Raw genomic sequence first — 20,026 nt, forward strand, 5'->3', positions numbered from 1 at the left:
TAATTGAACCCTAGTTCAACTTCCCCATCCAAGCAAAATAAAGCGGTTTTAGTGACCGGTGCAGCTAAGCGCCTGGGTCGTGAAATTGCTTTGCAGTTTGCCCGTCAAGGGTGGGATGTTGCTATTCATTATGGGCGATCTGAGGCTGAAGCCCAGGAGACAGTAGCCCAGATTCAGAAGTTAGGGCGGACGGCGCAAGCATTTCAGGCAAATTTGGCAAATGAAGCAGAAGTCACAGTACTCTTTGCTGCAGTGGCGAGTCAATTTTCTGGCCTGCATTGTGTAGTGAATAACGCTTCGATTTTTGAGTATGACCGCGCTAACTCCGATTCCAAATTGACCAGTAAAAGCTTGCAAGAACATATGCAGGTGAATGTAGTCACGCCAATTCTATTGGCCCAATTAATGTTCGAAACGCAAAAAAATAATGTAAAAAATAGCGATGATGAATCACTGCCCTCCGTCATCCAATTACTCGATCAGAAACTCATTAATCTCAATCCCGATTATTTGTCATACACCTTATCTAAGGCGGCATTGTTGACCTCGGTCGAAGTCTTGGCCATGGACTTTGCTCCTTACTTACGTGTAGTCGGTTTAGCCCCAGGAATTTCTCTGCCATCGGGAGACCAAACACAAGCAGGCTTTTCTAAGGCGCATCAGATGACGCCTTTAGGAAAATCATCTACACCGGTTGATATTGCAAAGGCTGCTGTATTTTTAGCGGAGGCAAGCGCAATTACCGGCACCACTTTGTATGTCGATGGCGGTCAGCATCTTTTATCTTCATCACGCGATGTGATGTTTAAAACACCCTAATAAAGCAACTATTTATGCACGCTATTCTTTCTCATCCTGCTTTAGTTGATTGTCGCCGTTTATTCTTGCGTGACTATGAGATCTACATCAATATCGGTGTACATGATTTTGAGAAGAAGGCAGAACAACGCGTGATTCTGAATGTCGATTTATATATTCCGCTGGCAATGAATACTCCAAGTCAGGATCAGTTGGATGAAGTAGTTGATTATGACTTTATGCGTGAAACCATTAAGGCGCGGGCCTCGCAGGGACATATTCATTTACAAGAAACCTTTTGCGATGACATCGTGACGGCAATGTTGGTCCATCCAAAAGTGTTGGCTGCGCGCGTCAGCACTGCCAAGCCCGATGTATATCCTGATTGCCATTCAGTCGGCGTTGAAGTATTTCGAATGAAACCAATTTAATTTTTTATGACTGATACTCGCAAAACCGTCTTCGAAGAAAACAAGCTCGAGAAGAAATTGTGTCGCTTAGTTGGTCAAGCTATTGGTGACTTTGGCATGATCGAGGATGGCGACAAAGTCATGGTCTGTGTATCGGGCGGTAAAGATAGTTACGCCATGCTCGACATCCTCTTGAAGTTACGTGAGCGTGCGCCAATCCATTTTGAAATCGTTGCCGTCAATTTAGATCAGAAGCAACCAAACTTTCCTGCAGAAATTTTGCCTAACTATTTAAAGAATTTGGGTGTGCAGTTTCATATTGAAAACCAGGATACTTATAGCATTGTGAAGCGTGTTATTCCAGAAGGTAAAACTACTTGTGGATTATGTTCACGTTTGCGTCGTGGCATCTTGTATCGCGTCGCTGACGAATTAGGCGCAACTAAAATTGCATTGGGCCATCATCGCGACGACATCTTAGAAACGCTACTGTTAAACATGTTCTATGCTGGCAAGTTAAAAGCCATGCCACCTAAATTGCGTTCTGATGATGGCAAGCATATCGTCATCCGTCCCCTGGCTTACGTGCCAGAAAAATTGCTTGAGCGTTATGCCGCTGATATGAACTTCCCTATTATTCCGTGTGATTTGTGTGGCAGTCAGCCCAATTTACAGCGTGGCGCCATGAAGCAAATGCTACGTGAGTGGGAAAAGAAATATCCAGGGCGGGTCGAAAATCTATTCCGCTCCATGCATCACATCGTGCCTTCCCATCTCATGGATGGCGAGGCCTTTGATTTCCAAAATTTGGAGATCTCGACCGAGTTATCTGGTATTGCTGCTAGATCATCTGGTGATAAGGCAATTGATGAAGCCCAATTAGATGAATTAGCCTGCGGCACCATGATTCAAGGGATTTATAATTCCACCCTATGAACATCGTCATTTTGGCTGCGGGGCAAGGCAAGCGGATGAAATCCGCTTTGCCCAAAGTGCTTCAAACTCTAGCTGGGAAGCCTCTTCTACAGCATGTACTGACCACCGCATTATTCTTGCAGGGCAAGCAGGCTAAAACAGGGCCTATCGTTGTTGTTGGGCATGGCGCAGCTGATGTAAAAGAATTTATAGCAAATGCCAGCCAAGAAGACCCTAGCTTTGGCAAAGTGGCGACTGTGTTACAAGCTGAGCAAAAGGGAACCGGCCATGCTTTGTTGCAGGCTTTGCCCAAATTAGACGTGCAAGAGCCAACTTTGGTTCTATACGGCGATGTCCCCCTCACTAGTAAAAAGACTTTAGCTAAGCTAGCCAAACTGGCTGATGGTGAACGTGGTCAAGATTCTGCATTGGCTCTACTAACACAAGATCTCGCCAATCCTACTGGCTATGGCCGCATCGTGCGTGATGCTGATGGCTCAGTACGGGAGATTGTGGAGGAGAAAGACGCAACTCCCGCACAGAAGGCTATCAAAGAAATTAATACCGGCATCATGGTGTTGCCAACTAACGGATTGAAAAAGTGGCTCAAGGCATTACGTTCCAGTAATTCTCAAGGCGAGTATTACTTAACTGATGTGATTGCGATGGCGGTTAAAGATGGTGTGCCCATTCGTACAACGCAGGCTGATGATGAGTCTGAAACCATCGGCGTTAATAGTCGTGATCAGCTCGCAAGCTTGGAGCGCACGTATCAGCTCAACATCGCCAATCAATTAATGGATGCCGGCGTATCCTTAGCCGATCCTGCCCGTATTGATGTACGCGGCACGCTGGAGTGCGGCGCGGATGTCTTTATTGATGTGGGTTGCGTATTCGAAGGTTGTGTGACTTTAGCGGTTGGAACCAAGATTGGTCCTTACTGTGTCATCCGTAATAGCGTGATTGGTAGCAATGTTTCCATCAATGCATTCAGTCATCTGGATGGTGCGAAGGTCGGCAATCATTCTGTGGTTGGTCCTTACGCGCGCTTACGTCCAGGTGCTGATTTGGCGAATGATGTGCATATCGGCAACTTCGTCGAAGTGAAGAACAGCAAGATCGCTGCTAATAGCAAAGCCAATCATTTAGCGTATGTTGGGGATTCGATAGTTGGCACCAGGGTCAATATTGGCGCTGGCACGATTACGTGTAATTACGATGGTGTGAATAAGCATCAAACTATTATTGAAGATGATGTCTTTATTGGTTCCGATACTCAGCTGGTTGCACCAGTGCGGGTTGGGCGTGGAGCAACATTGGGGGCTGGTACAACGCTTACCAAAGATGCTCCACCAAATCAATTAACAGTTTCTAGAGCAAAACAAATTTCTATACCGTGGCAACGCCCCGTGCAGCAAGAAAAAAAAGTGGCAGCAAAAAAGACGGCAACTAAGAAAGCCGTGGCTAAGAAAGCCGAAAAGGGTAAAAAATAATGTGCGGAATTGTTGGCGCTGTCTCCCATAAAAATATTGTGGATGTTTTAGTTGAGGGCTTACGTCGCCTCGAGTACCGCGGTTACGATTCTTGTGGTTTTGCAGTAATCAATAGTGATGATGCTCAGCATCCCATTGAAAGAGCCCGCACTACAGCGCGTGTTGCAGAACTAGCGGAGCAGGGCAAAGATTTTCATGGGACGCTTGGAATTGCCCATACTCGTTGGGCTACACATGGCAAGCCTGACACCCAAAATGCCCATCCCCATATTTCTAATGGCTTAATTGCTGTGGTTCACAACGGCATCATTGAGAACTACGAGTCACTTCGTGCGGCGTTAAAAGCAGCTGGGTATGTATTTACCTCAGAGACCGATACAGAAGTCATTGCCCATTTAGTGCATCAACAATATGTAGCAAGTGGTCAAAAAGATTTGGCGGCATCTGTAAAGGCTGTGCTGCCTAAGTTGCATGGTGCATATGCCATCGGGGTGATTGCACAAGATAGTCCCGACTTATTGGTTGGTGCTCGGGCGGGCTCTCCTTTAGTAGTGGCGCTAGGCGATCAAGAAAACTTCTTGGCTTCTGATGCTCTTGCATTGGCAGGCAGGGCCCATGCCATGATGTATTTGGAGGAGGGTGATATTGCCATCCTTAAAGCAGGTTCAGTAGAAATGATTGATCAAGCTGGTAAAACTGTACAGCGCGAGACTAAGGCCATGCCAGCTCAATCTGAAGCCGTTGATCTGGGCCCATATCAGCACTACATGCAAAAAGAAATCTTTGAGCAGCCTAGAGCGATTGGTGACACCCTTGCGAATATTGCTGAATTTGGTCCTGCACTCTTTGCTGCCAATCCAGAAGATTGGAAATCGTTTGATCAGATTTTGATTTTGGCTTGTGGTACTAGCTATTACTCTGCCTGCGTTGCTAAGTACTGGCTCGAAGATATAGCCGGCATTCCTACTCAAGTTGAGATTGCTAGCGAGTATCGCTATCGCAATACTGTTTCAAATCCAAACACACTCATCGTAGTAGTCTCTCAGTCGGGTGAAACTGCAGATACCCTGGCGGCATTGCGGCACGCTAAGAGCTTGGGACATCGCTTTACTTTAGCTATTTGTAATGTGGCTAGTAGCGCAATGGTCCGTGAAACGGATTGGCACTTTTTGACTAAGGCGGGTGCTGAGATTGGTGTTGCATCTACCAAGGCATTCACTACTCAATTACTGGCCCTTTACCTCCTGGCAGTTTCTATTGCCAAGCGTGCTGGCAGGATTTCTGCTGAAAAAGAAAAAGAGCTCTTGCGCGAGTTGCGTCATCTACCAAAAGCACTTCATGCGGTTTTAGCCCTAGAGCCACAGATCATTGCTTGGAGTGAGACCTTCTCTAAATGCGAAAACGCTTTATTCCTTGGGCGTGGACTGCACTACCCGATTGCATTAGAAGGCGCCCTCAAACTCAAAGAGATTTCATATATTCATGCTGAGGCTTATCCTGCTGGAGAGTTGAAGCATGGCCCGCTCGCATTGGTGACAGAGAAAATGCCAGTAGTGACTGTTGCCCCCAATGACGTCTTATTGGAAAAACTTAAATCCAATATGCAAGAAGTGAAGGCGCGCGGCGGAAAGTTATACGTCTTTGCCGATCAAGATACGGAGATCGTCAGCAGCGAAGGCATCAACGTGATTCGTTTGCCAGAGCACTACGGCAATCTTTCTCCAATCTTGCACGTGGTGCCACTGCAATTGTTGGCCTATCACACAGCCTGTGCTAGGGGAACTGATGTAGACAAGCCAAGAAACTTGGCTAAGAGCGTTACAGTCGAATAAATCTACTTTTTTGAAGTTGACTTCTCAAAGAAGTTGTGGACAAATTTAAGTAGATAAATCAGGGCTTTACGAAACCCTCTCGTTAATTTTGTGTTCAAATAACTCTTGTACAAGAGGATATTTGTTGCAATTCATGTTTCCCCAAAATGTTCTATCGAAATCTCGCTGGCTTGCATTGGTTTTTGCAGGCTGTCTTTCTGCATGCGCAGTGGGGCCGGATTTCAAACAGCCTGAGGCACCCAAGACCTCTTCTTATACCGAAACCACCTTATCTAAAAAACTCACCACAGCTCCTGGTGTCCCTGGCGGAACAGAGCAGGAGTTTATAGAAGGTGCTGATATTGAAGCTGGATGGTGGGAATTGTATAAATCTCCCGAGCTCGATGTTCTCATTAAAAAGGCTTTACAACAAAACCCCAATTTAGGTGCTGCGGATGCCGCATTGCGGGCTGCGCAGGAGAATGTCAGCGCACAAGTTGGTGGCCAATATTTCCCAGCGATTAGTGCGGGGGGAGGCCTGACAAGGCAGCTTCAGCCCTCAGCAATCTATGGCCTTCCGTATGGCTCGGATACATACAACTTGTACAACACCTCAGTAAATGTCACTTATAAGTTGGATGTGTTTGGTGGAGCGCGTCGTGCGGTTGAGGGCGCTAGGGCACAAGCTGAAGTGGCGCAGTTCCAACTAGAGGGAGCATATTTATCCTTAACTTCCAATATTGTTACTGGTGCCATTCAAGAGGCTGCGCTCAGAGAACAGATGCAGGCTACCGAAGAAATCTTGAAAGCCCAAACCAATTTGGCAGAGGTTACTGAAAAGCAGTTGGTCATTGGTACCGTTTCAAAGGTTGACGTTACCTCGCAGCGAACTTTGGTTTCCAATTCTCAAGTGGATCTATTCAATTACGAGAGAAACTTGGCTTTTGCGCGTAATCAGTTGGCCGTCCTGACTGGAGAGGTGCCGAGTAACGCGAGCATCACCAAGTTTGATTTAAGTAAATTGCACTTACCGGAAAAATTGCCACTCTCCGTGCCGTCAAACCTCATTCGACAGCGCCCGGATGTCCGGGCCGCAGAAGCGCAACTCAAGGCGCAGAATGCGTTTGTAGGTGTTGCCACTGCCAACTTGTTGCCGCAATTTAACATCACCGGTTCGATTGGCTCTGCGGCCTTAACATCTGCTAATTTATTCGGCCCGAATTCTTCTTTATGGTCTATTGGCGGCGGCATATTGCAACCCCTGTTCCAAGGCGGGCAGTTATTAGCTCAACGTCGTGGAGCAATTGCCAATTATGAACAGGCAGCTTTCCAGTATCAAGCTACCGTGCTCAAAGCTTTTCAGGAAGTCTCTAATGCTCTCCGAGCCTTAGAGACTGGCGCTCAAGCCTTAAAAGCAGCTTCCGATGCTGAGCGTTATGCCTATGAAACCTTAGACTTAGTTCAGCAGCAATATAAGTTAGGTACAGCCAGTTATCTCGCAGTTTTGTATTACCAAAATCAATATCAACTTGCTAAGGTCAAATCAGTTTCGGCTCAAGCGACTCGATTTTCTGATACAGCAGCTTTATTTGTAGCATTAGGTGGCGGTTGGTGGAATCGTACTGGCCCCGCTTTTCAACCAAAAGACATAGCGAACAAAGATCAAAATGAAACTTCTGGAAACAATTAAGACTAAGGTCATGACTGCTGCATGTGCAGTATGGACCTGGATGCTCGCCAAGGCGGAAGCGTGGAAGCTGCGCGAGAAGTGCATCGCCTTTTGGGAAAAAGCAAAAGCCTTGAGGGCTCGGCTAGGTCAAAAGTGGCGCAATACAAAAGCCCATGAAAAGCTGATGGCTATGGAGCCTTTGCAGCGTCGCATGATCATCATGCTATGTGGAGTATTTTTATTGCTTGGTCTGATCTTTGCTTTCAATCAGTTCAAGACTTTCATGATTAAGCATTTCATTTCAGGCATGGGATTGCCGCCTGCAACCGTTTCAACCATGGTCATTGCTGCAGAACCATGGCAACCAAAACTAACGAGTGTTGGCAACATCCGCGCCTTTAGGGGTGTTGATCTCAGCACTGAGATTGGCGGTTTAGTGCTAAACGTGCCAATTAAGTCTGGCATGGATGTTAAAGAGGGCGATCTACTGATTAAGCTGAATGATGCTTCTGATGTAGCCCAGTTAAATTCATTAAAAGCGATTGCTGATCTCGCCAAAGTCATTAATGAGCGAGATAAACAGCAATTGGCGATTCAAGCCATTAGTAAGAATGTATTTGATACCAGCAAAGCAGATGCTAAATCTAAACAAGCGCAAGTAGAAGCTCAGATCGCACTAGTGGCCAAGAAAAACCTCAAAGCACCATTTAGTGGGCGCGTCGGTATTGTGTCCATTAACCCAGGGCAGTTCGTTAACCCCGGCGATAAGTTACTGACTTTGCAAACCCTCGACCCTATCTTTGTGGATTTTAATTTGCCACAAAGTAATGCAGAGCAAATTCAGGTAGGGCAAGAAATTGTTGTCACCACCGATGCATTTAAAGATGCGAGCTTTACTGGAAAGATCACTGCGGTAAGTCCTAAGGTCGATGCCAATACGCGCAATATTCAGGTTGAAGCACAAATTGCCAATCCTGATAAGAAAGTCCTGCCTGGCATGTTCGCCAATGTGAATATCAAGCTTGGTGATGAAGTGAAGTTATTAACCTTGCCTCAAACTGCTGTGACCTACAACCCTTATGGCTCTACAGTATTTATTGCCAAACCTACAGGCAAGAAAGATAAACAAGGTAATCCTGCTTTTGAGGCTCAGCAAGTCTTTGTTACTACTGGCGCTGCTCGTGGCGATCAGGTCTCAATCCTTAAGGGTCTTGATGAAGGCGCAACCGTTGTGACTAGCGGTCAGCTAAAGATAAAGAATGGAACGCCGCTCATTATTAATAACAAGGTGCAGCCATCAAACTCACCAGATCCTAAGCCGCAGGAATAAGCAGTAGATGAATTGGACTGACATATTCATCCGTAGGCCAGTGCTATCACTGGTAGTGAGTGCGCTCGTATTGGTATTTGGATTGAAGGCTTTAGGTTCCTTACCAGTCAATCAGTACCCACAAACCCAGAATGCGATTGTCACGATTACAACCGCATACTACGGCGCAGATCCAGAAACCATTGCTGGTTTTATTACTCAGCCATTAGAAGCTTCGGTTGCTCAGGCGCAGGGTATTGATTACTTGTCCTCTACTAGTGTGAGTGGTGTTTCAACCATCATTGCTACTTTGAAGTTGAACTATGACTCTAATGCGGCACTTACTCAGATCCAAACCCAAATCAGTGCCGTTAAGAATCAACTGCCACCACAAGCTCAGCAGCCCGTATTAACAGTGCAAGTGGGTCAGTCCACGGCAGCTATGTATATGGGTTTTTATAGTGACGATATTCCTAATAATGCGATCACTGATTATTTGCTGCGGGTGGTTAAGCCTAAGCTGGACTCGGTTGAGGGTGTGCAGAACGCTGAAATTACTGGTGGTAGGAAATTTGCTTTACGCGCTTGGTTAGATCGCGAAAAGATGGCCGGACTGGGTGTCGGAGCAGATGATGTCTATAGCGCAATGTCTGCCAATAACTATTTATCAGCGGTAGGTAGTACTAAGGGCGACATGGTCGCGGTCGACCTGGTTGCTGGTACTGACTTGCATACCTTAGATGAGTTCCGTAAGTTGGTTATTAAAAAAGATGGCGTGAATATCGTGTATCTGGACCAAGTAGCTACAGTCACTTTGGGTTCAGAGGATTACAACACCAACGTCGCGTTTAGCGGCAAGAAATCGGTCTTTATTGCGATTAAGGTTGCCCCTCAAGCCAATCTATTGGACGTTGCTCAGCGCGTGCGAGATGCGGTCCCGGATATTCAGAAGCAACTGCCAGTTGGGATGACTGGCAAGGTTGTTTATGACTCAACCATGTTTATTACCAGCTCAATTGATGAGGTAGTGTCGACCTTATTGGAAGCGCTATTAATTGTGACCGTGGTGATCTACTTATTCTTGGGTAGCTATCGCGCTGTTGCGGTTCCGGTGATTGCAATGCCTCTTTCTCTTATCGGCACATTCTTCTTAATGCAAGTTTTGGGTTACTCCATTAATCTTCTCACTCTGTTGGCATTGGTGTTGGCAATCGGATTAGTAGTGGATGACGCCATCATTGTGGTGGAGAACGTCGACCGCCATATGAAAGAAGGCAAGTCACCGCTTGAGGCTTCTTTAATTGCTGCGCGTGAATTGGGTGGACCCATTCTAGCGATGACAGTAGTATTGATTGCGGTGTACATCCCCATTGGCTTCCAGGGCGGTTTAACGGGCGCACTCTTTACTGAGTTTGCGTTTACTCTGGCAAGTGCGGTTGCAGTCTCAGGTTTAATTGCGTTAACACTATCGCCGATGATGTGCTCTCGAATCTTTACTGAAGCACAAGAAGCATCTCCATTTGTACAAAAAATAGATCGCATCTTTGATAAGGTACATCACAGCTATCAGAGTACTTTGCGCAATCTTCTCAGTACATGGCAGGTCATCATTGTGATGGGCGCTATTCTTTTGGGTGGTGTTGCCTATTTATACGCAACGGCCCGCGCTGAATTGGCACCCACTGAAGACCAAGGCATTGTCTTGATGCAAGCTTCTGGACCGCCTAATAGTACGGTTAATCAGATGCAGACTTATGCGGATCAGATTTATCAAATCTCTAGCGCAGAACCTGAATATGAACAAATGTTCCAGATCACCAGTCCAACGAGTAGTTTCGGTGGTGTTCTCTTAAAAGATTGGAATCAGCGTAGTCGTAATGCCACTAAATTCCAAGAAGATATGCAGAACAAGTGGAATACGATTGCCGGCGCTCGGGTCGCAGCTTTCCAGTTCCCGGCTTTGCCTGGAGCGCAGGGTCTGCCAGTTCAGGTGGTGATCACAACTACTGAGTCCTATGACCAGCTCAATGAAGTTTCTCAAGCGGTGCTGGACAAAGCGCGACGTAGCGGCAATTTCTTCTTTGTTGATTCTGACCTTAAGATCGATAAGCCTCAGGACGTATTGGTGATTGATAGAGAAAAAGTCGCTGCTTTGGGGATGACGCAGCAGCAAGTGGGTGCCGCCTTATCGGCAGCTCTTGGTGGTGGTTATGTCAATTACTTCTCAGTATCGGGACGCTCCTATAAAGTCATCCCGCAAGTAAAGCAAATAGATCGACTCAATCCTGAGCAGATCTTGGATTACTATATTCGCACGCCAAGTGGTGCGATGATTCAGGCCCGTACCATTGCATCGATCAAGCAAAAGGTTGTTCCCCAATCCATTAATCACTTTCAGCAACTGAATTCAGCCACGATCTCTGGTGTGAGTACACCTTTTATTTCGCAAGCTGATTTACTGGAGTACATGCGTCAGGCCTTGAAAGAGGTTGCGCCTAGTGGATATAGCATGGATTACGCAGGCCCTTCACGACAATTTATGGCGGAGTCGGGCGGCTTCTTAGTGACAATGTTCTTCGCGATTTTGATCGTGTTCTTAGTGCTAGCCGCTCAGTTTGAAAGCTTCCGTGATCCGATTGTGATTCTAGTTTCAGTGCCGCTAGCTTTATTTGGCGCATTGATATTTATTAATCTTGGTTTTACAACGCTCAACGTTTATACGCAGGTAGGCTTGGTAACACTCATGGGGCTTATTAGTAAGCACGGCATTTTGATTGTGGAATTTGCCAATGAGTTGCAGGTTGCTGGACGTAGCAAACTCGATGCCATTATTGAGGCAAGCAGCGTTCGCTTAAGACCAATTCTGATGACGACAGCTGCCATGGTCTTAGGTGTGGTGCCTCTGGTGATTGCATCCGGTGCAGGTGCTGCCGGGCGTCAATCAATGGGCATCGTCATTTTTACAGGCCTGTCGATTGGGACGCTCTTTACATTGTTTGTTGTGCCTGCCATGTACCTCTTCATCGGGGCAGATCATCATGCGAAGAAATTTATCCAGCAGTAGGTAGGAGAATGGATGTGACTAGGAAGTTAAAAAGGTGAACAGATGTTCACCTTTTTAACTAGCAGCATTGTTAAATCTTTTTGGCATTACTTCACGATGTTGAGCTCTTTTTCAGCGATCTCACTATATTTAGTTTCATTTTCTAGACGCTTTATCCAAGCATTGATATTTTTGAGATCAGCACGTGGCCCTGTTTCTTCAGGAAAGGCTTCATGTAGAAGAATCCAGCGACCTACGCAAAGTGCTAGCGCAATATCACCAATATGAAATTGATTCCCAGAACAGTATTTCTGATTGGCTAAGGTCTGGTCTAGAAGGCTCAGCAGACTATTGGTATCTTGATATGACTTGCGAATCGCATCGTAATTACGCTCTGCTGCAGGTACGCGAGTGAGCCCCAAGAACGGGGTACGCAGTGCTGGCCACATCGTGCCCACTTGCCAATCTAGCCACTTTTCAGAGCCGTACTGACTGGCAATATCGATAGGGAATCGTTTTTGTTTATCGTACTGGCGCGCTAGGTAACGCATGATGGTGTTTGATTCCCAGAGAATGAGATCGCCATCTTCCAGTGTTGGTACAAGGCCATTGGGGTTGAGTTTCAAAAACTCAGGAGTGCGATTAAGGCCAAAATGAAGACCTGCATCAATGCGCTCAAAGTTTTTGCCTTCCTCGAGCCCTAACTCAGAAAGACACCATAAAACTTTTTGTACGTTGATAGAACTTTTTCTACCCCACAAACGCATCATATTATTTCCTTCGTTTTATGGCGACTTAAACAGTTTTGATTTCAGCTAAATCTAGCCCCATGAATTTACTGCGCGCAAAAATCAGCGGCTCAAGTTCAGGATGATTTTTTAAGCTTAAGACTTTCGCAACAATGATGTTGTGGTCGCCGCCTATATGAACAGAAACCGTTTCGCATTCATAGTAGGCAACACAACCGTTGATCTGCTCAAGCCCACTCTTGGTAGTTTGGTGAGAGATCTTATCAAATTGCTTCTCTTTTACTTTGGCAAAGTGCATTGCTAAGTCTTCTTGAGAGCGTTCAAGTACATGAATCAGTTGCTTTTGACCCGCTTCAAAATAGGGCATCAGGCGAGAATGTTTATTGAGGCTCCACAAAATCAGTGGCGGCTCTAAAGAGACCGTATTAAACGAGCTAATCGTGATGCCGTGGGCTTGCCCATCAGCATCTAGGCAGGTGATGACTGTAACCCCAGTTGCAAACGATGCAAATCCAGTGCGGAGTTCTTGCGAAGTAAACGGGGCCATCAATCTCTTGCTTATTTAGCGTCGGCTTTTTGTACGAGCGTAATCGTTGTGCCGGGAATCGGAGTCAATACCTCGTTCTCTTCAGCTTTTACGCATTTGAAGCGATATTCTTTCCCGGCCTTAGACAAGAAGCTGGCGCCTTCATAAAAATCGCCTTTACAAGTCTTGGTAGCAAAGTCCATAACATCCTGAGGATCGGCGCTAGAGGTAATCAGGCGCATGTTTCCCATGGACATATTAATCTGGGTGGAATAGCAGCCAGAGAGCAGTGAGCCAGAAAGTGCGGTTAATAGTAGAATTTTTTTCATGGAAACCTCCATAATCAACAATGCTCGTTAGGATAAACCCTTTGGGGATTTGTTGTGGGGAATTACTCCGCTTGAAAAGGAATGAATATGTTTAAAGCTATTTTGGTAAAGAAAGACGATCAGGGCTACCGTGCTGAGTTGGCCCAGGTTGATGAGGCGAGCCTGCCAGAAGGGGATGTGAAGGTTAAGGTCCTTTATTCCACTCTCAATTACAAGGATGGCTTAGCGATTACGGGTAAGGGCCCTGTAGTGCGGAGCTTTCCAATGGTGCCGGGGATTGATTTTGCTGGTGAAGTCCTTGAAAGCAGTCACCCAGACTTTAAGGTTGGAGATATGGTACTCCTGAATGGCTGGGGTGTAGGAGAGGGACATTGGGGTGGATTGGGCCAGATGGCCCGAGTCAAGGCTGACTGGCTGATCCCTCTACCAAAAGGTTTTTCGGCCAAGCAGGCCTTGGCAATTGGCACGGCTGGATATACCGCCATGTTATGCGTCATGGCTTTGCAGAAGCACGGCCTTAAGCCGAGCGATGGCGAGGTCTTGGTAACTGGTGCGGCTGGTGGGGTAGGTAGCTTCGCCATTGCCTTATTAAGCAAACTAGGCTTTACCGTGGTGGCGAGCACAGGCCGCATGGCTGAGGCAGATTATCTAAAGAAATTAGGCGCTACCGAAGTGATTGATCGTGCCACTTTATCGGCACCAGGCAAGCCTTTGGCAAAAGAGCGTTGGGCTGCGGTGGTCGATAGCGTTGGAAGTCATACTTTAGCGAATGCGTGTGCGCAAACAAAGAGCGATGGTGCGGTAGCAGCATGCGGCCTGGCACAAGGTATGGATTTTCCATCTAGTGTTGCACCCTTTATTTTGCGTGGCGTGACTTTGTATGGCGTCAATAGCGTGACTGTGCCACGAGCAAAACGAATTGCTGCTTATGAACAGCTGGCCAAATTGGTGGACCTAAAAACCTTAGATGAGATCTCACACGAAATTAGTCTAGAAGAGTCGATCAAATATGCAGCAGAGTTGATGGCTGGCAACGTACGCGGACGTCTTATCGTAGATGTGAATAAATAAACAGCAACGATGAATGCAAATGGTTTATTGGGTTTGGTCTGGTTTGCGTGCAGCAAGTTGTGCGCAAACCTTAAGCTTCTCCGGATCTGAGAGCTCTGACCAATCTGCAATTTCAGCAAGGGTGCGATAGCAGCCGCGGCAAAATCCGTTCTCTGGATTCATGTCGCACCAATTAACGCAAGGCGATGGAACTGTTGTCAAAGTAAATCCAGGAATAGAAGAATAAATATTAAAAATGAATACTAAAAATCAAGCAATCACAAACGATGCTGTTCATTATCCCTTAGGAGATGCTCTGCCGGAACCAGGCACTACGATTGAGGTTGCCCCAGGTGTCTATTGGCTCAGAATGCGCTTGCCCTTTGCCTTAGACCATATTAACTTGTGGCTTTTGCGCGATCAGTTTGATGGTATTGAGGGCTGGACGATTATTGATTGCGGCATCGCCAATGATGAAACGCGTGCATCGTGGGAGCAGATTTTTGCCACTCATCTCCAAGGCCTCCCCGTATTACGTGTGCTGGTGACGCATATGCACCCTGATCATGTGGGCCTCTCCCAATGGTTATGCAAGCGCTGGAATGCGCCTATGTGGATATCCATGACGGATTACTTAACGGCACAATGGTTAAGTCACAAGGAGGGTGGCGCGGCAGTGGGCGCGCTGGCTGGAGGCGGAGGCTCGGCAGATCATTTTCAGAAGCATGGTTTGAGTGCGCCTGAGGATCTGGAGAAAATTCGGGGACGCTCTAGCTACTACAGCAATATGGTCCCTGGGGTTCCACGTCAATATCGTCGCATTATTGATGGTGAGAAGATTGCTATTGGCGGCCATCAATGGCAAGTCATTATGGGTTACGGTCACGCACCTGAGCATGCATCCTTGTTTTGCAAAGCGCTTGGTGTATTAATTTCGGGAGATATGCTGTTACCGCGTATCTCAACCAATGTCAGCGTCTATGACGCTGATCCCGAGGCTGATCCTTTGGGTTTGTATTTAGATTCTTTGGATCAGTATTTGCCATTGCCGGATGACACCTTGGTGTTGCCATCACATGGCAAGCCATTTACAGGAATGAAGCCAAGGATTGCGCAATTAAAGGCGCATCACGATGACCGGTTAGCAGATACCCTTGGGGCATGTAAAAAACCGGCACACGCTAGAGAAATTGTGCCGGTCTTGTTTAAGCGGGAATTAGATATTCACCAAATGACTTTTGCCATGGGCGAGGCTATTGCCCATCTGAATTACCTACTTCGTCGAGGAAAGTTGAGTCGCCAGCTTTGCGAGGACGGCGTGTTCCGGTTTTGCGTGGTTTAGTGCTGCTGGCCTTCGTTCCAGATGATTCGCCAGAACTCGTTGCTGCTGCCCCTGCTGCAGAGACCGCATCACCAAAGGATTTAAGCGCCATCATCGTCGCATGTTGAACTTCAAGCCCCTGGATGGTTGATTTAAGAATGTTGAGATTAAGGTTTAGCCAATTCTCAACGCTCTTAAGGTCTTTAATGCGTTTTTCAAGCTCATCCACATCCAAGCCCGGGAAGGCGCCGAAGCCGCTGGCACCCTTAGAGCTATCGCTAGTGAAGGGAAATTGGCCTGCTTGGCCGGTAGCACTCTGCCCCCACATGGTTTTAAACATCTCAAGGCTTTGGTTGAATTCTGGCATTGCTCCGAACATATAGATCCCGGGTTAGATAAAAAGGTGGCTTTACCAATAGAATAAGGGATTCTAGAGATTATTCCCGGTTAAGCAATGCAATCTAATGGTTTATCCCATCCGTATACACGTGGTCAGGCGCTCCCAGAGCTTTTAAAGCAGCGCATTCTCATTTTGGATGGCGCTATGGGCACCATGATTCAGCAGCATAAGCTGACTGAGGCGGATTACCGCGGCCTACCCAGCAATACCCGCTTTGCCGATCACCCAAGTGATATCAAAGGCAATAATGAATTGTTGGTGCTGACTCAGCCAGAGATTATTAGCAAAATTCATGAGCAATATTTGGATGCTGGTGCTGACATTATCGAAACGAATACTTTTGGTGCTACTTCCGTAGCGCAAGAGGATTACAAAATGGCAGGCCTTGCACGCGAGATGAATGTCATCTCAGCACAGTTGGCCCGTGCAGCCTGCACGAAATACAGCACTCCTGATAAACCTCGGTTTGCAGCTGGCGCTATTGGACCAACACCAAAGACAGCAAGCATTTCGCCAGATGTAAATGATCCAGGTGCACGCAATGTCACCTTTGATGCTTTACGGGCTTCTTATCGCGAGCAGATTGAAGGACTCTTTGAGGGCGGTGTTGATTTGTTTTTGGTAGAGACCATTTTCGACACCCTGAATGCCAAAGCAGCTCTGTTCGCTTTAGATGAATTCTTTGAAGATACTGGCAATCGTTTGCCGGTGATGATTTCAGGAACAGTGACCGATGCTTCTGGCCGAATTCTTTCTGGGCAAACTGTTGAGGCGTTTTGGAATAGCCTGCGTCACATCAAGCCCCTTACCTTTGGTTTGAATTGTGCTTTGGGTGCCGCATTGATGCGTCCATATATTGCTGAGCTCGCGCGTATTTGTGATGCTGCTGTTTCTTGTTACCCCAATGCCGGTTTGCCGAATCCAATGAGCGACACTGGTTTTGATGAGACTCCGGAAATTACTTCTAGCTTGGTTGATGGTTTTGCAAAAGACGGTTTAGTCAATTTAGTGGGTGGTTGTTGTGGCACCACGCCAGATCACATTCGCGCAATTGCCAATGCAGTAGCAAAGCGTAAGCCACGAGCCTTCTATCGTGAAGGCACGGAGGTGGTGGCATGAGTCAATTGAAGAACCAAAAAACTATGCCAGCGATGAAGTTGTCAGGCTTAGAGCCATTCAACGTCACGGCTGACCTTGGCTTTGTTAATATTGGTGAACGTACTAACGTTACCGGCTCTAAAGCATTCTCGCGCATGATTCTGAATAATCAGTTTGATGAGGCGTTAGTAGTAGCAAGACAGCAAGTTGAGAATGGCGCGCAAGTCATCGACATCAATATGGATGAGGCTATGTTGGATTCTGAAGCGGCAATGACACGCTTCTTGAATTTGATTGCTTCGGAACCAGATATTGCACGCGTGCCGATCATGATTGACTCCTCCAAGTGGAGTGTCATCGAGGCGGGATTGAAATGTATTCAAGGTAAGCCGATCGTGAACTCCATCTCCCTGAAAGAGGGAGAAGATTCATTTAGAAAGCAGGCACGTTTAATTCGTCGCTATGGCGCTGCTAGTGTCGTCATGGCTTTTGATGAGGCTGGTCAGGCCGATACCTTCAAGCGCAAAACAGAAATTTGTCAGCGTTGCTACAAAATCCTCGTAAATGAAATCGGTTTTCCTGCCGAAGATATTGTTTTTGATCCTAATATCTTTGCGATAGCCACGGGCATTGAAGAGCATGATAACTACGCAGTGGACTTTATTAATGCCACTCGCTGGATTAAAGAAAATCTTCCTGGCGCAAAAGTCAGCGGTGGCGTATCAAACGTCAGCTTCTCATTTCGCGGTAACGATCGCGTCCGTGAAGCGATCCATACAGTCTTCTTATATCACGCCGTTCAGGCTGGCATGGATATGGGGATTGTTAATGCCGGACAGTTGGGCGTCTATGCTGACTTAGACCCAGAGTTACGCGAGCGCGTTGAGGATGTAGTACTCAATCGCTTTAAAGAAAAAGAAGGCAAAACACCTACTGAGCGTTTACTCGATATTGCCGAGCAATTTAAAGGTGGTGGCGCTAAGCAAGTTGAAAATTTGGTATGGCGCGAAGCCCCAGTTCGTGAGCGTTTAACCCACGCACTGGTGCATGGCATCACTACCTTTATTGAAGAAGATACTGAAGAGTTACGCGCACAAATTATGGGTGAGGGCGGCAGGCCAATCGAAGTGATTGAAGGCCCACTTATGGACGGCATGAACGTCGTCGGTGATTTATTTGGTGCCGGCAAAATGTTTTTACCTCAAGTAGTTAAGAGTGCGCGAGTGATGAAGCAGGCAGTAGCGCTACTGATTCCTTATATTGAGGAAGAGAAACGTTTACATGTAGCGGCAGGCGGCGAAGCTAAGGCCAAGGGCAAGATCGTGATGGCTACTGTAAAGGGAGATGTTCACGACATTGGTAAAAATATTGTGACCGTCGTACTGCAATGTAATAACTTTGAAGTTGTCAACATGGGTGTCATGATTCCGTGTGCGGAGATCTTGAAAAAAGCCAAAGAAGAGAAGGCTGACATCGTTGGGCTCTCAGGCTTGATCACACCGTCTTTGGAAGAGATGACGTATGTGGCGCAAGAGATGCAGCGTGACGATTATTTCCGTGAGCGCCAAATTCCTCTGATGATTGGTGGCGCTACAACCTCACGTGTTCACACGGCAGTGAAGATTGCGCCTCATTACGATGGACCGGTTGTTTACGTGCCTGATGCATCTCGTTCCGTATCCGTAGCATCGAGCCTATTGTCAGATGAAGGCGCCAATAAATTCATTCAAGATTTACGCGATGACTATGTACGTATTCGCGAACAGCATGCCAATAAAAAAGCAGCGCCAACAATTTCATTAGCAGCAGCACGCAAGAATCGCGAGCTGATTGATTGGGCTACTTATGTGCCCGAGAAGCCTAAGTTCATTGGACGTCGGGTCTTTAAGAACTTTGCATTAAGTGACATTGCTAAATACATTGATTGGACACCGTTCTTCCAAACCTGGGATTTGGCTGGCAAGTTTCCAGCAATTTTGGACGATGAGGTGGTGGGTGTTGAAGCCCGCAAGGTATTCGAAGACGCCAAGGCCTTGCTGGATAAGCTGATTAAAGGCCAATGGTTGCAGGCCGATGCAGTCGTTGCTTTTTACCCGGCCAATGCGGTTGGCGATGACATTGTTTTGTACAGCGATGAAGCGCGTGAGCATCCATTATTCGTTTGGCATAACTTGCGTCAACAGGCAGAGCGTCCGGTAGTCGATGGAGTGCGTAGACCTAACCGTTGCTTGGCAGACTATGTTGCGCCAAAAGATTCTGGTATGGCTGATTACCTTGGTTGTTTCGCGGTCACTACTGGTCATGGCGTTGAGAAAAAAGTTGCTGAGTTTCAAGCCAAACATGATGACTACAGCGCGATTATGTTGAAGGCTTTAGCAGATCGCTTGGCTGAAGCGTTTGCAGAGTTGATGCACCATCGCGTCAGAACTGATCTGTGGGCTTATGCGACCGATGAGATTTTGACGAATGATCAAATGATTAATGAGCAATACCGTGGCATCCGTCCAGCCCCTGGCTACCCAGCATGTCCAGCGCATGAAGTAAAAGAAGATTTACTGCGCGTATTGGGTTCAGAGGATATTGGGATGACCTTGACCGAGTCTATGGCTATGAATCCCGCTTCAAGCGTTAGTGGCTTCTACTTGGCACATCCTGATGCACGTTACTTCAATGTGGGTAAGGTATCGGCAGACCAGGTTGAGGACTTGGCGAAACGTCGCGGCGCATCTGTTGACGATATTCGTCGACAGATAGCTAGCTCCCTAGATTAAACGCCCCACAAGACAGGTTCGTCCTTACCTTTGGCTTGTTTCATGAGCTCCAAGAAGGGGTAAGCACGTTGGCCAAGTCTATCGGCAAGTTTGAGGGCTTCAGAACCTCCCTCATCACCGGTTTTTGAACGTTCTTCCAGATCTTTGAGGATGGCTGTTTCGAGGGCTGTGATCAGCGCTGGGAGTTGCTCAATCGTCAGAATTCCCCGCGGCTCCAAGGGTCGACCCAAAACATCGAATATCCGCTTGGTCAAATCAGCCAGCATGATGACATCTGGGCCCGCTTTTGAACGAAATTGATAGATCATTTCTATAGCTTACCACCTGATAAACT

18 protein-coding genes are annotated in these 20,026 nt (G+C 46.9%); 12 read left to right on the forward strand and 6 right to left on the reverse strand.

All coding sequences use genetic code 11. The features are described from left to right. Window positions 1–3 precede the first annotated feature (3 nt). From ICN49_RS01015 to ICN49_RS01050, 8 genes are all read left to right on the forward strand, one after another. A complete protein-coding gene (locus tag ICN49_RS01015) occupies window positions 4–819 on the forward strand; it encodes an SDR family oxidoreductase (protein WP_216164626.1) in 816 nt (271 codons plus the stop codon). A 14-nt stretch (window positions 820–833) separates the two neighbouring features. Further along, window positions 834–1,229, forward strand: coding sequence for a dihydroneopterin aldolase (locus ICN49_RS01020; RefSeq protein ID WP_216164629.1), 396 nt, complete (start codon window positions 834–836; stop codon window positions 1,227–1,229). A gap of 6 nt (window positions 1,230–1,235) precedes the next feature. Further along, a complete protein-coding gene (gene ttcA, locus ICN49_RS01025) occupies window positions 1,236–2,144 on the forward strand; it encodes a tRNA 2-thiocytidine(32) synthetase TtcA (RefSeq protein ID WP_216164632.1) in 909 nt (302 codons plus the stop codon). Beyond that, window positions 2,141–3,616, forward strand: a complete 1,476-nt coding sequence (glmU, locus tag ICN49_RS01030) for a bifunctional UDP-N-acetylglucosamine diphosphorylase/glucosamine-1-phosphate N-acetyltransferase GlmU (protein ID WP_216164635.1) — start codon at window positions 2,141–2,143, stop codon at window positions 3,614–3,616. Before ttcA ends, glmU begins: the two co-directional genes overlap by 4 nt. Further along, window positions 3,616–5,448: a glutamine--fructose-6-phosphate transaminase (isomerizing) gene (gene glmS, locus ICN49_RS01035; protein WP_216164637.1), complete on the forward strand. Its 1,833-nt coding sequence runs from the start codon at window positions 3,616–3,618 to the stop codon at window positions 5,446–5,448. Before glmU ends, glmS begins: the two co-directional genes overlap by 1 nt. Window positions 5,449–5,581: 133 nt before the next feature. Further along, window positions 5,582–7,117 carry an efflux transporter outer membrane subunit gene (locus ICN49_RS01040; RefSeq protein ID WP_216164640.1) on the forward strand — a complete coding sequence of 512 codons (1,536 nt, stop codon included), beginning with the start codon at window positions 5,582–5,584 and terminating at the stop codon, window positions 7,115–7,117. Between the two features lie 169 nt (window positions 7,118–7,286). Beyond that, window positions 7,287–8,426: an efflux RND transporter periplasmic adaptor subunit gene (locus ICN49_RS01045; protein ID WP_216165270.1), complete on the forward strand. Its 1,140-nt coding sequence runs from the start codon at window positions 7,287–7,289 to the stop codon at window positions 8,424–8,426. Between the two features lie 7 nt (window positions 8,427–8,433). After that, complete coding sequence (locus ICN49_RS01050; protein ID WP_216164643.1) at window positions 8,434–11,469, forward strand: efflux RND transporter permease subunit; 3,036 nt, start codon at window positions 8,434–8,436, stop codon at window positions 11,467–11,469. An 86-nt stretch (window positions 11,470–11,555) separates the two neighbouring features. Here ICN49_RS01050 and ICN49_RS01055 read toward each other — a convergent pair whose 3' ends face one another. From ICN49_RS01055 to ICN49_RS01065, 3 genes are read right to left on the reverse strand one after another with little or no spacing between them, the layout of a single operon-like run. After that, on the reverse strand, window positions 11,556–12,218 hold the full coding sequence (locus ICN49_RS01055) for a glutathione S-transferase family protein (RefSeq protein ID WP_216164646.1): 663 nt from the start codon (window positions 12,216–12,218) through the stop codon (window positions 11,556–11,558). Window positions 12,219–12,243: 25 nt separating this feature from the next. Next, entirely contained in the window at window positions 12,244–12,744 is a 501-nt protein-coding gene (locus tag ICN49_RS01060) for a flavin reductase family protein (protein WP_216164649.1), read from the reverse strand. Window positions 12,745–12,755: 11 nt separating this feature from the next. Further along, window positions 12,756–13,052, reverse strand: coding sequence for a hypothetical protein (locus ICN49_RS01065; protein ID WP_216164652.1), 297 nt, complete (start codon window positions 13,050–13,052; stop codon window positions 12,756–12,758). An 87-nt stretch (window positions 13,053–13,139) separates the two neighbouring features. On the opposite strand from ICN49_RS01065, the gene acuI reads away from it, so the two are divergent. Next, on the forward strand, window positions 13,140–14,123 hold the full coding sequence (acuI, locus tag ICN49_RS01070; RefSeq protein ID WP_216164655.1) for an acrylyl-CoA reductase (NADPH): 984 nt from the start codon (window positions 13,140–13,142) through the stop codon (window positions 14,121–14,123). A gap of 24 nt (window positions 14,124–14,147) precedes the next feature. On the opposite strand, the gene ICN49_RS01075 is transcribed toward acuI, so the two are convergent. Further along, a complete protein-coding gene (locus ICN49_RS01075; protein ID WP_216164658.1) occupies window positions 14,148–14,324 on the reverse strand; it encodes a DUF1289 domain-containing protein in 177 nt (58 codons plus the stop codon). Window positions 14,325–14,358: 34 nt separating this feature from the next. Here ICN49_RS01075 and ICN49_RS01080 point away from each other — a divergent pair, with 34 nt between their 5' ends. After that, window positions 14,359–15,444 carry an MBL fold metallo-hydrolase gene (locus ICN49_RS01080; protein WP_216164661.1) on the forward strand — a complete coding sequence of 362 codons (1,086 nt, stop codon included), beginning with the start codon at window positions 14,359–14,361 and terminating at the stop codon, window positions 15,442–15,444. On the opposite strand, the gene ICN49_RS01085 is transcribed toward ICN49_RS01080, so the two are convergent. Further along, a complete protein-coding gene (locus tag ICN49_RS01085; protein ID WP_255535353.1) occupies window positions 15,356–15,790 on the reverse strand; it encodes a PhaM family polyhydroxyalkanoate granule multifunctional regulatory protein in 435 nt (144 codons plus the stop codon). The genes ICN49_RS01080 and ICN49_RS01085 overlap by 89 nt on opposite strands. 87 nt (window positions 15,791–15,877) lie before the next feature. Between ICN49_RS01085 and ICN49_RS01090 the strand changes: the two genes are divergently transcribed. Beyond that, window positions 15,878–16,942 (forward strand): homocysteine S-methyltransferase family protein, encoded by a 1,065-nt coding sequence (locus ICN49_RS01090; RefSeq protein ID WP_216164667.1) that lies wholly within the window; start codon window positions 15,878–15,880, stop codon window positions 16,940–16,942. After that, window positions 16,939–19,692 carry a methionine synthase gene (gene metH / locus ICN49_RS01095; protein ID WP_216164669.1) on the forward strand — a complete coding sequence of 918 codons (2,754 nt, stop codon included), beginning with the start codon at window positions 16,939–16,941 and terminating at the stop codon, window positions 19,690–19,692. The genes ICN49_RS01090 and metH overlap by 4 nt, the downstream gene beginning before the upstream one ends. On the opposite strand, the gene ICN49_RS01100 is transcribed toward metH, so the two are convergent. Next, a complete protein-coding gene (locus ICN49_RS01100; RefSeq protein ID WP_216164671.1) occupies window positions 19,689–20,000 on the reverse strand; it encodes a DUF1840 domain-containing protein in 312 nt (103 codons plus the stop codon). The two genes, metH and ICN49_RS01100, sit on opposite strands and share 4 nt — an antisense overlap. Window positions 20,001–20,026 lie beyond the last annotated feature (26 nt).

Source organism: Polynucleobacter finlandensis (genome assembly GCF_018881755.1).
GTDB classification, from domain to species: domain Bacteria; phylum Pseudomonadota; class Gammaproteobacteria; order Burkholderiales; family Burkholderiaceae; genus Polynucleobacter; species Polynucleobacter finlandensis.

What these genes read in the sequence shown, in the direction of transcription:
- glmU (WP_216164635.1), top strand. Translation starts at nt 2,141, where the DNA reads ATGAACATCGTCATTTTGGCTGCGGGGCAAGGCAAGCGGATGAAATCC.
- ICN49_RS01040 (WP_216164640.1), top strand. Translation starts at nt 5,582, where the DNA reads ATGTTTCCCCAAAATGTTCTATCGAAATCTCGCTGGCTTGCATTGGTT.
- ICN49_RS01100 (WP_216164671.1), bottom strand. Translation starts at nt 20,000, where the DNA reads ATGATCTATCAATTTCGTTCAAAAGCGGGCCCAGATGTCATCATGCTG.
- metH (WP_216164669.1), top strand. Translation starts at nt 16,939, where the DNA reads ATGAGTCAATTGAAGAACCAAAAAACTATGCCAGCGATGAAGTTGTCA.
- ICN49_RS01090 (WP_216164667.1), top strand. Translation starts at nt 15,878, where the DNA reads ATGCAATCTAATGGTTTATCCCATCCGTATACACGTGGTCAGGCGCTC.
- ICN49_RS01055 (WP_216164646.1), bottom strand. Translation starts at nt 12,218, where the DNA reads ATGATGCGTTTGTGGGGTAGAAAAAGTTCTATCAACGTACAAAAAGTT.
- ICN49_RS01045 (WP_216165270.1), top strand. Translation starts at nt 7,287, where the DNA reads ATGGAGCCTTTGCAGCGTCGCATGATCATCATGCTATGTGGAGTATTT.
- ICN49_RS01080 (WP_216164661.1), top strand. Translation starts at nt 14,359, where the DNA reads ATGAATACTAAAAATCAAGCAATCACAAACGATGCTGTTCATTATCCC.
- ICN49_RS01060 (WP_216164649.1), bottom strand. Translation starts at nt 12,744, where the DNA reads ATGGCCCCGTTTACTTCGCAAGAACTCCGCACTGGATTTGCATCGTTT.
- glmS (WP_216164637.1), top strand. Translation starts at nt 3,616, where the DNA reads ATGTGCGGAATTGTTGGCGCTGTCTCCCATAAAAATATTGTGGATGTT.
- ICN49_RS01050 (WP_216164643.1), top strand. Translation starts at nt 8,434, where the DNA reads ATGAATTGGACTGACATATTCATCCGTAGGCCAGTGCTATCACTGGTA.
- ttcA (WP_216164632.1), top strand. Translation starts at nt 1,236, where the DNA reads ATGACTGATACTCGCAAAACCGTCTTCGAAGAAAACAAGCTCGAGAAG.
- acuI (WP_216164655.1), top strand. Translation starts at nt 13,140, where the DNA reads ATGTTTAAAGCTATTTTGGTAAAGAAAGACGATCAGGGCTACCGTGCT.
- ICN49_RS01085 (WP_255535353.1), bottom strand. Translation starts at nt 15,790, where the DNA reads ATGCCAGAATTCAACCAAAGCCTTGAGATGTTTAAAACCATGTGGGGG.
- ICN49_RS01065 (WP_216164652.1), bottom strand. Translation starts at nt 13,052, where the DNA reads ATGAAAAAAATTCTACTATTAACCGCACTTTCTGGCTCACTGCTCTCT.
- ICN49_RS01020 (WP_216164629.1), top strand. Translation starts at nt 834, where the DNA reads ATGCACGCTATTCTTTCTCATCCTGCTTTAGTTGATTGTCGCCGTTTA.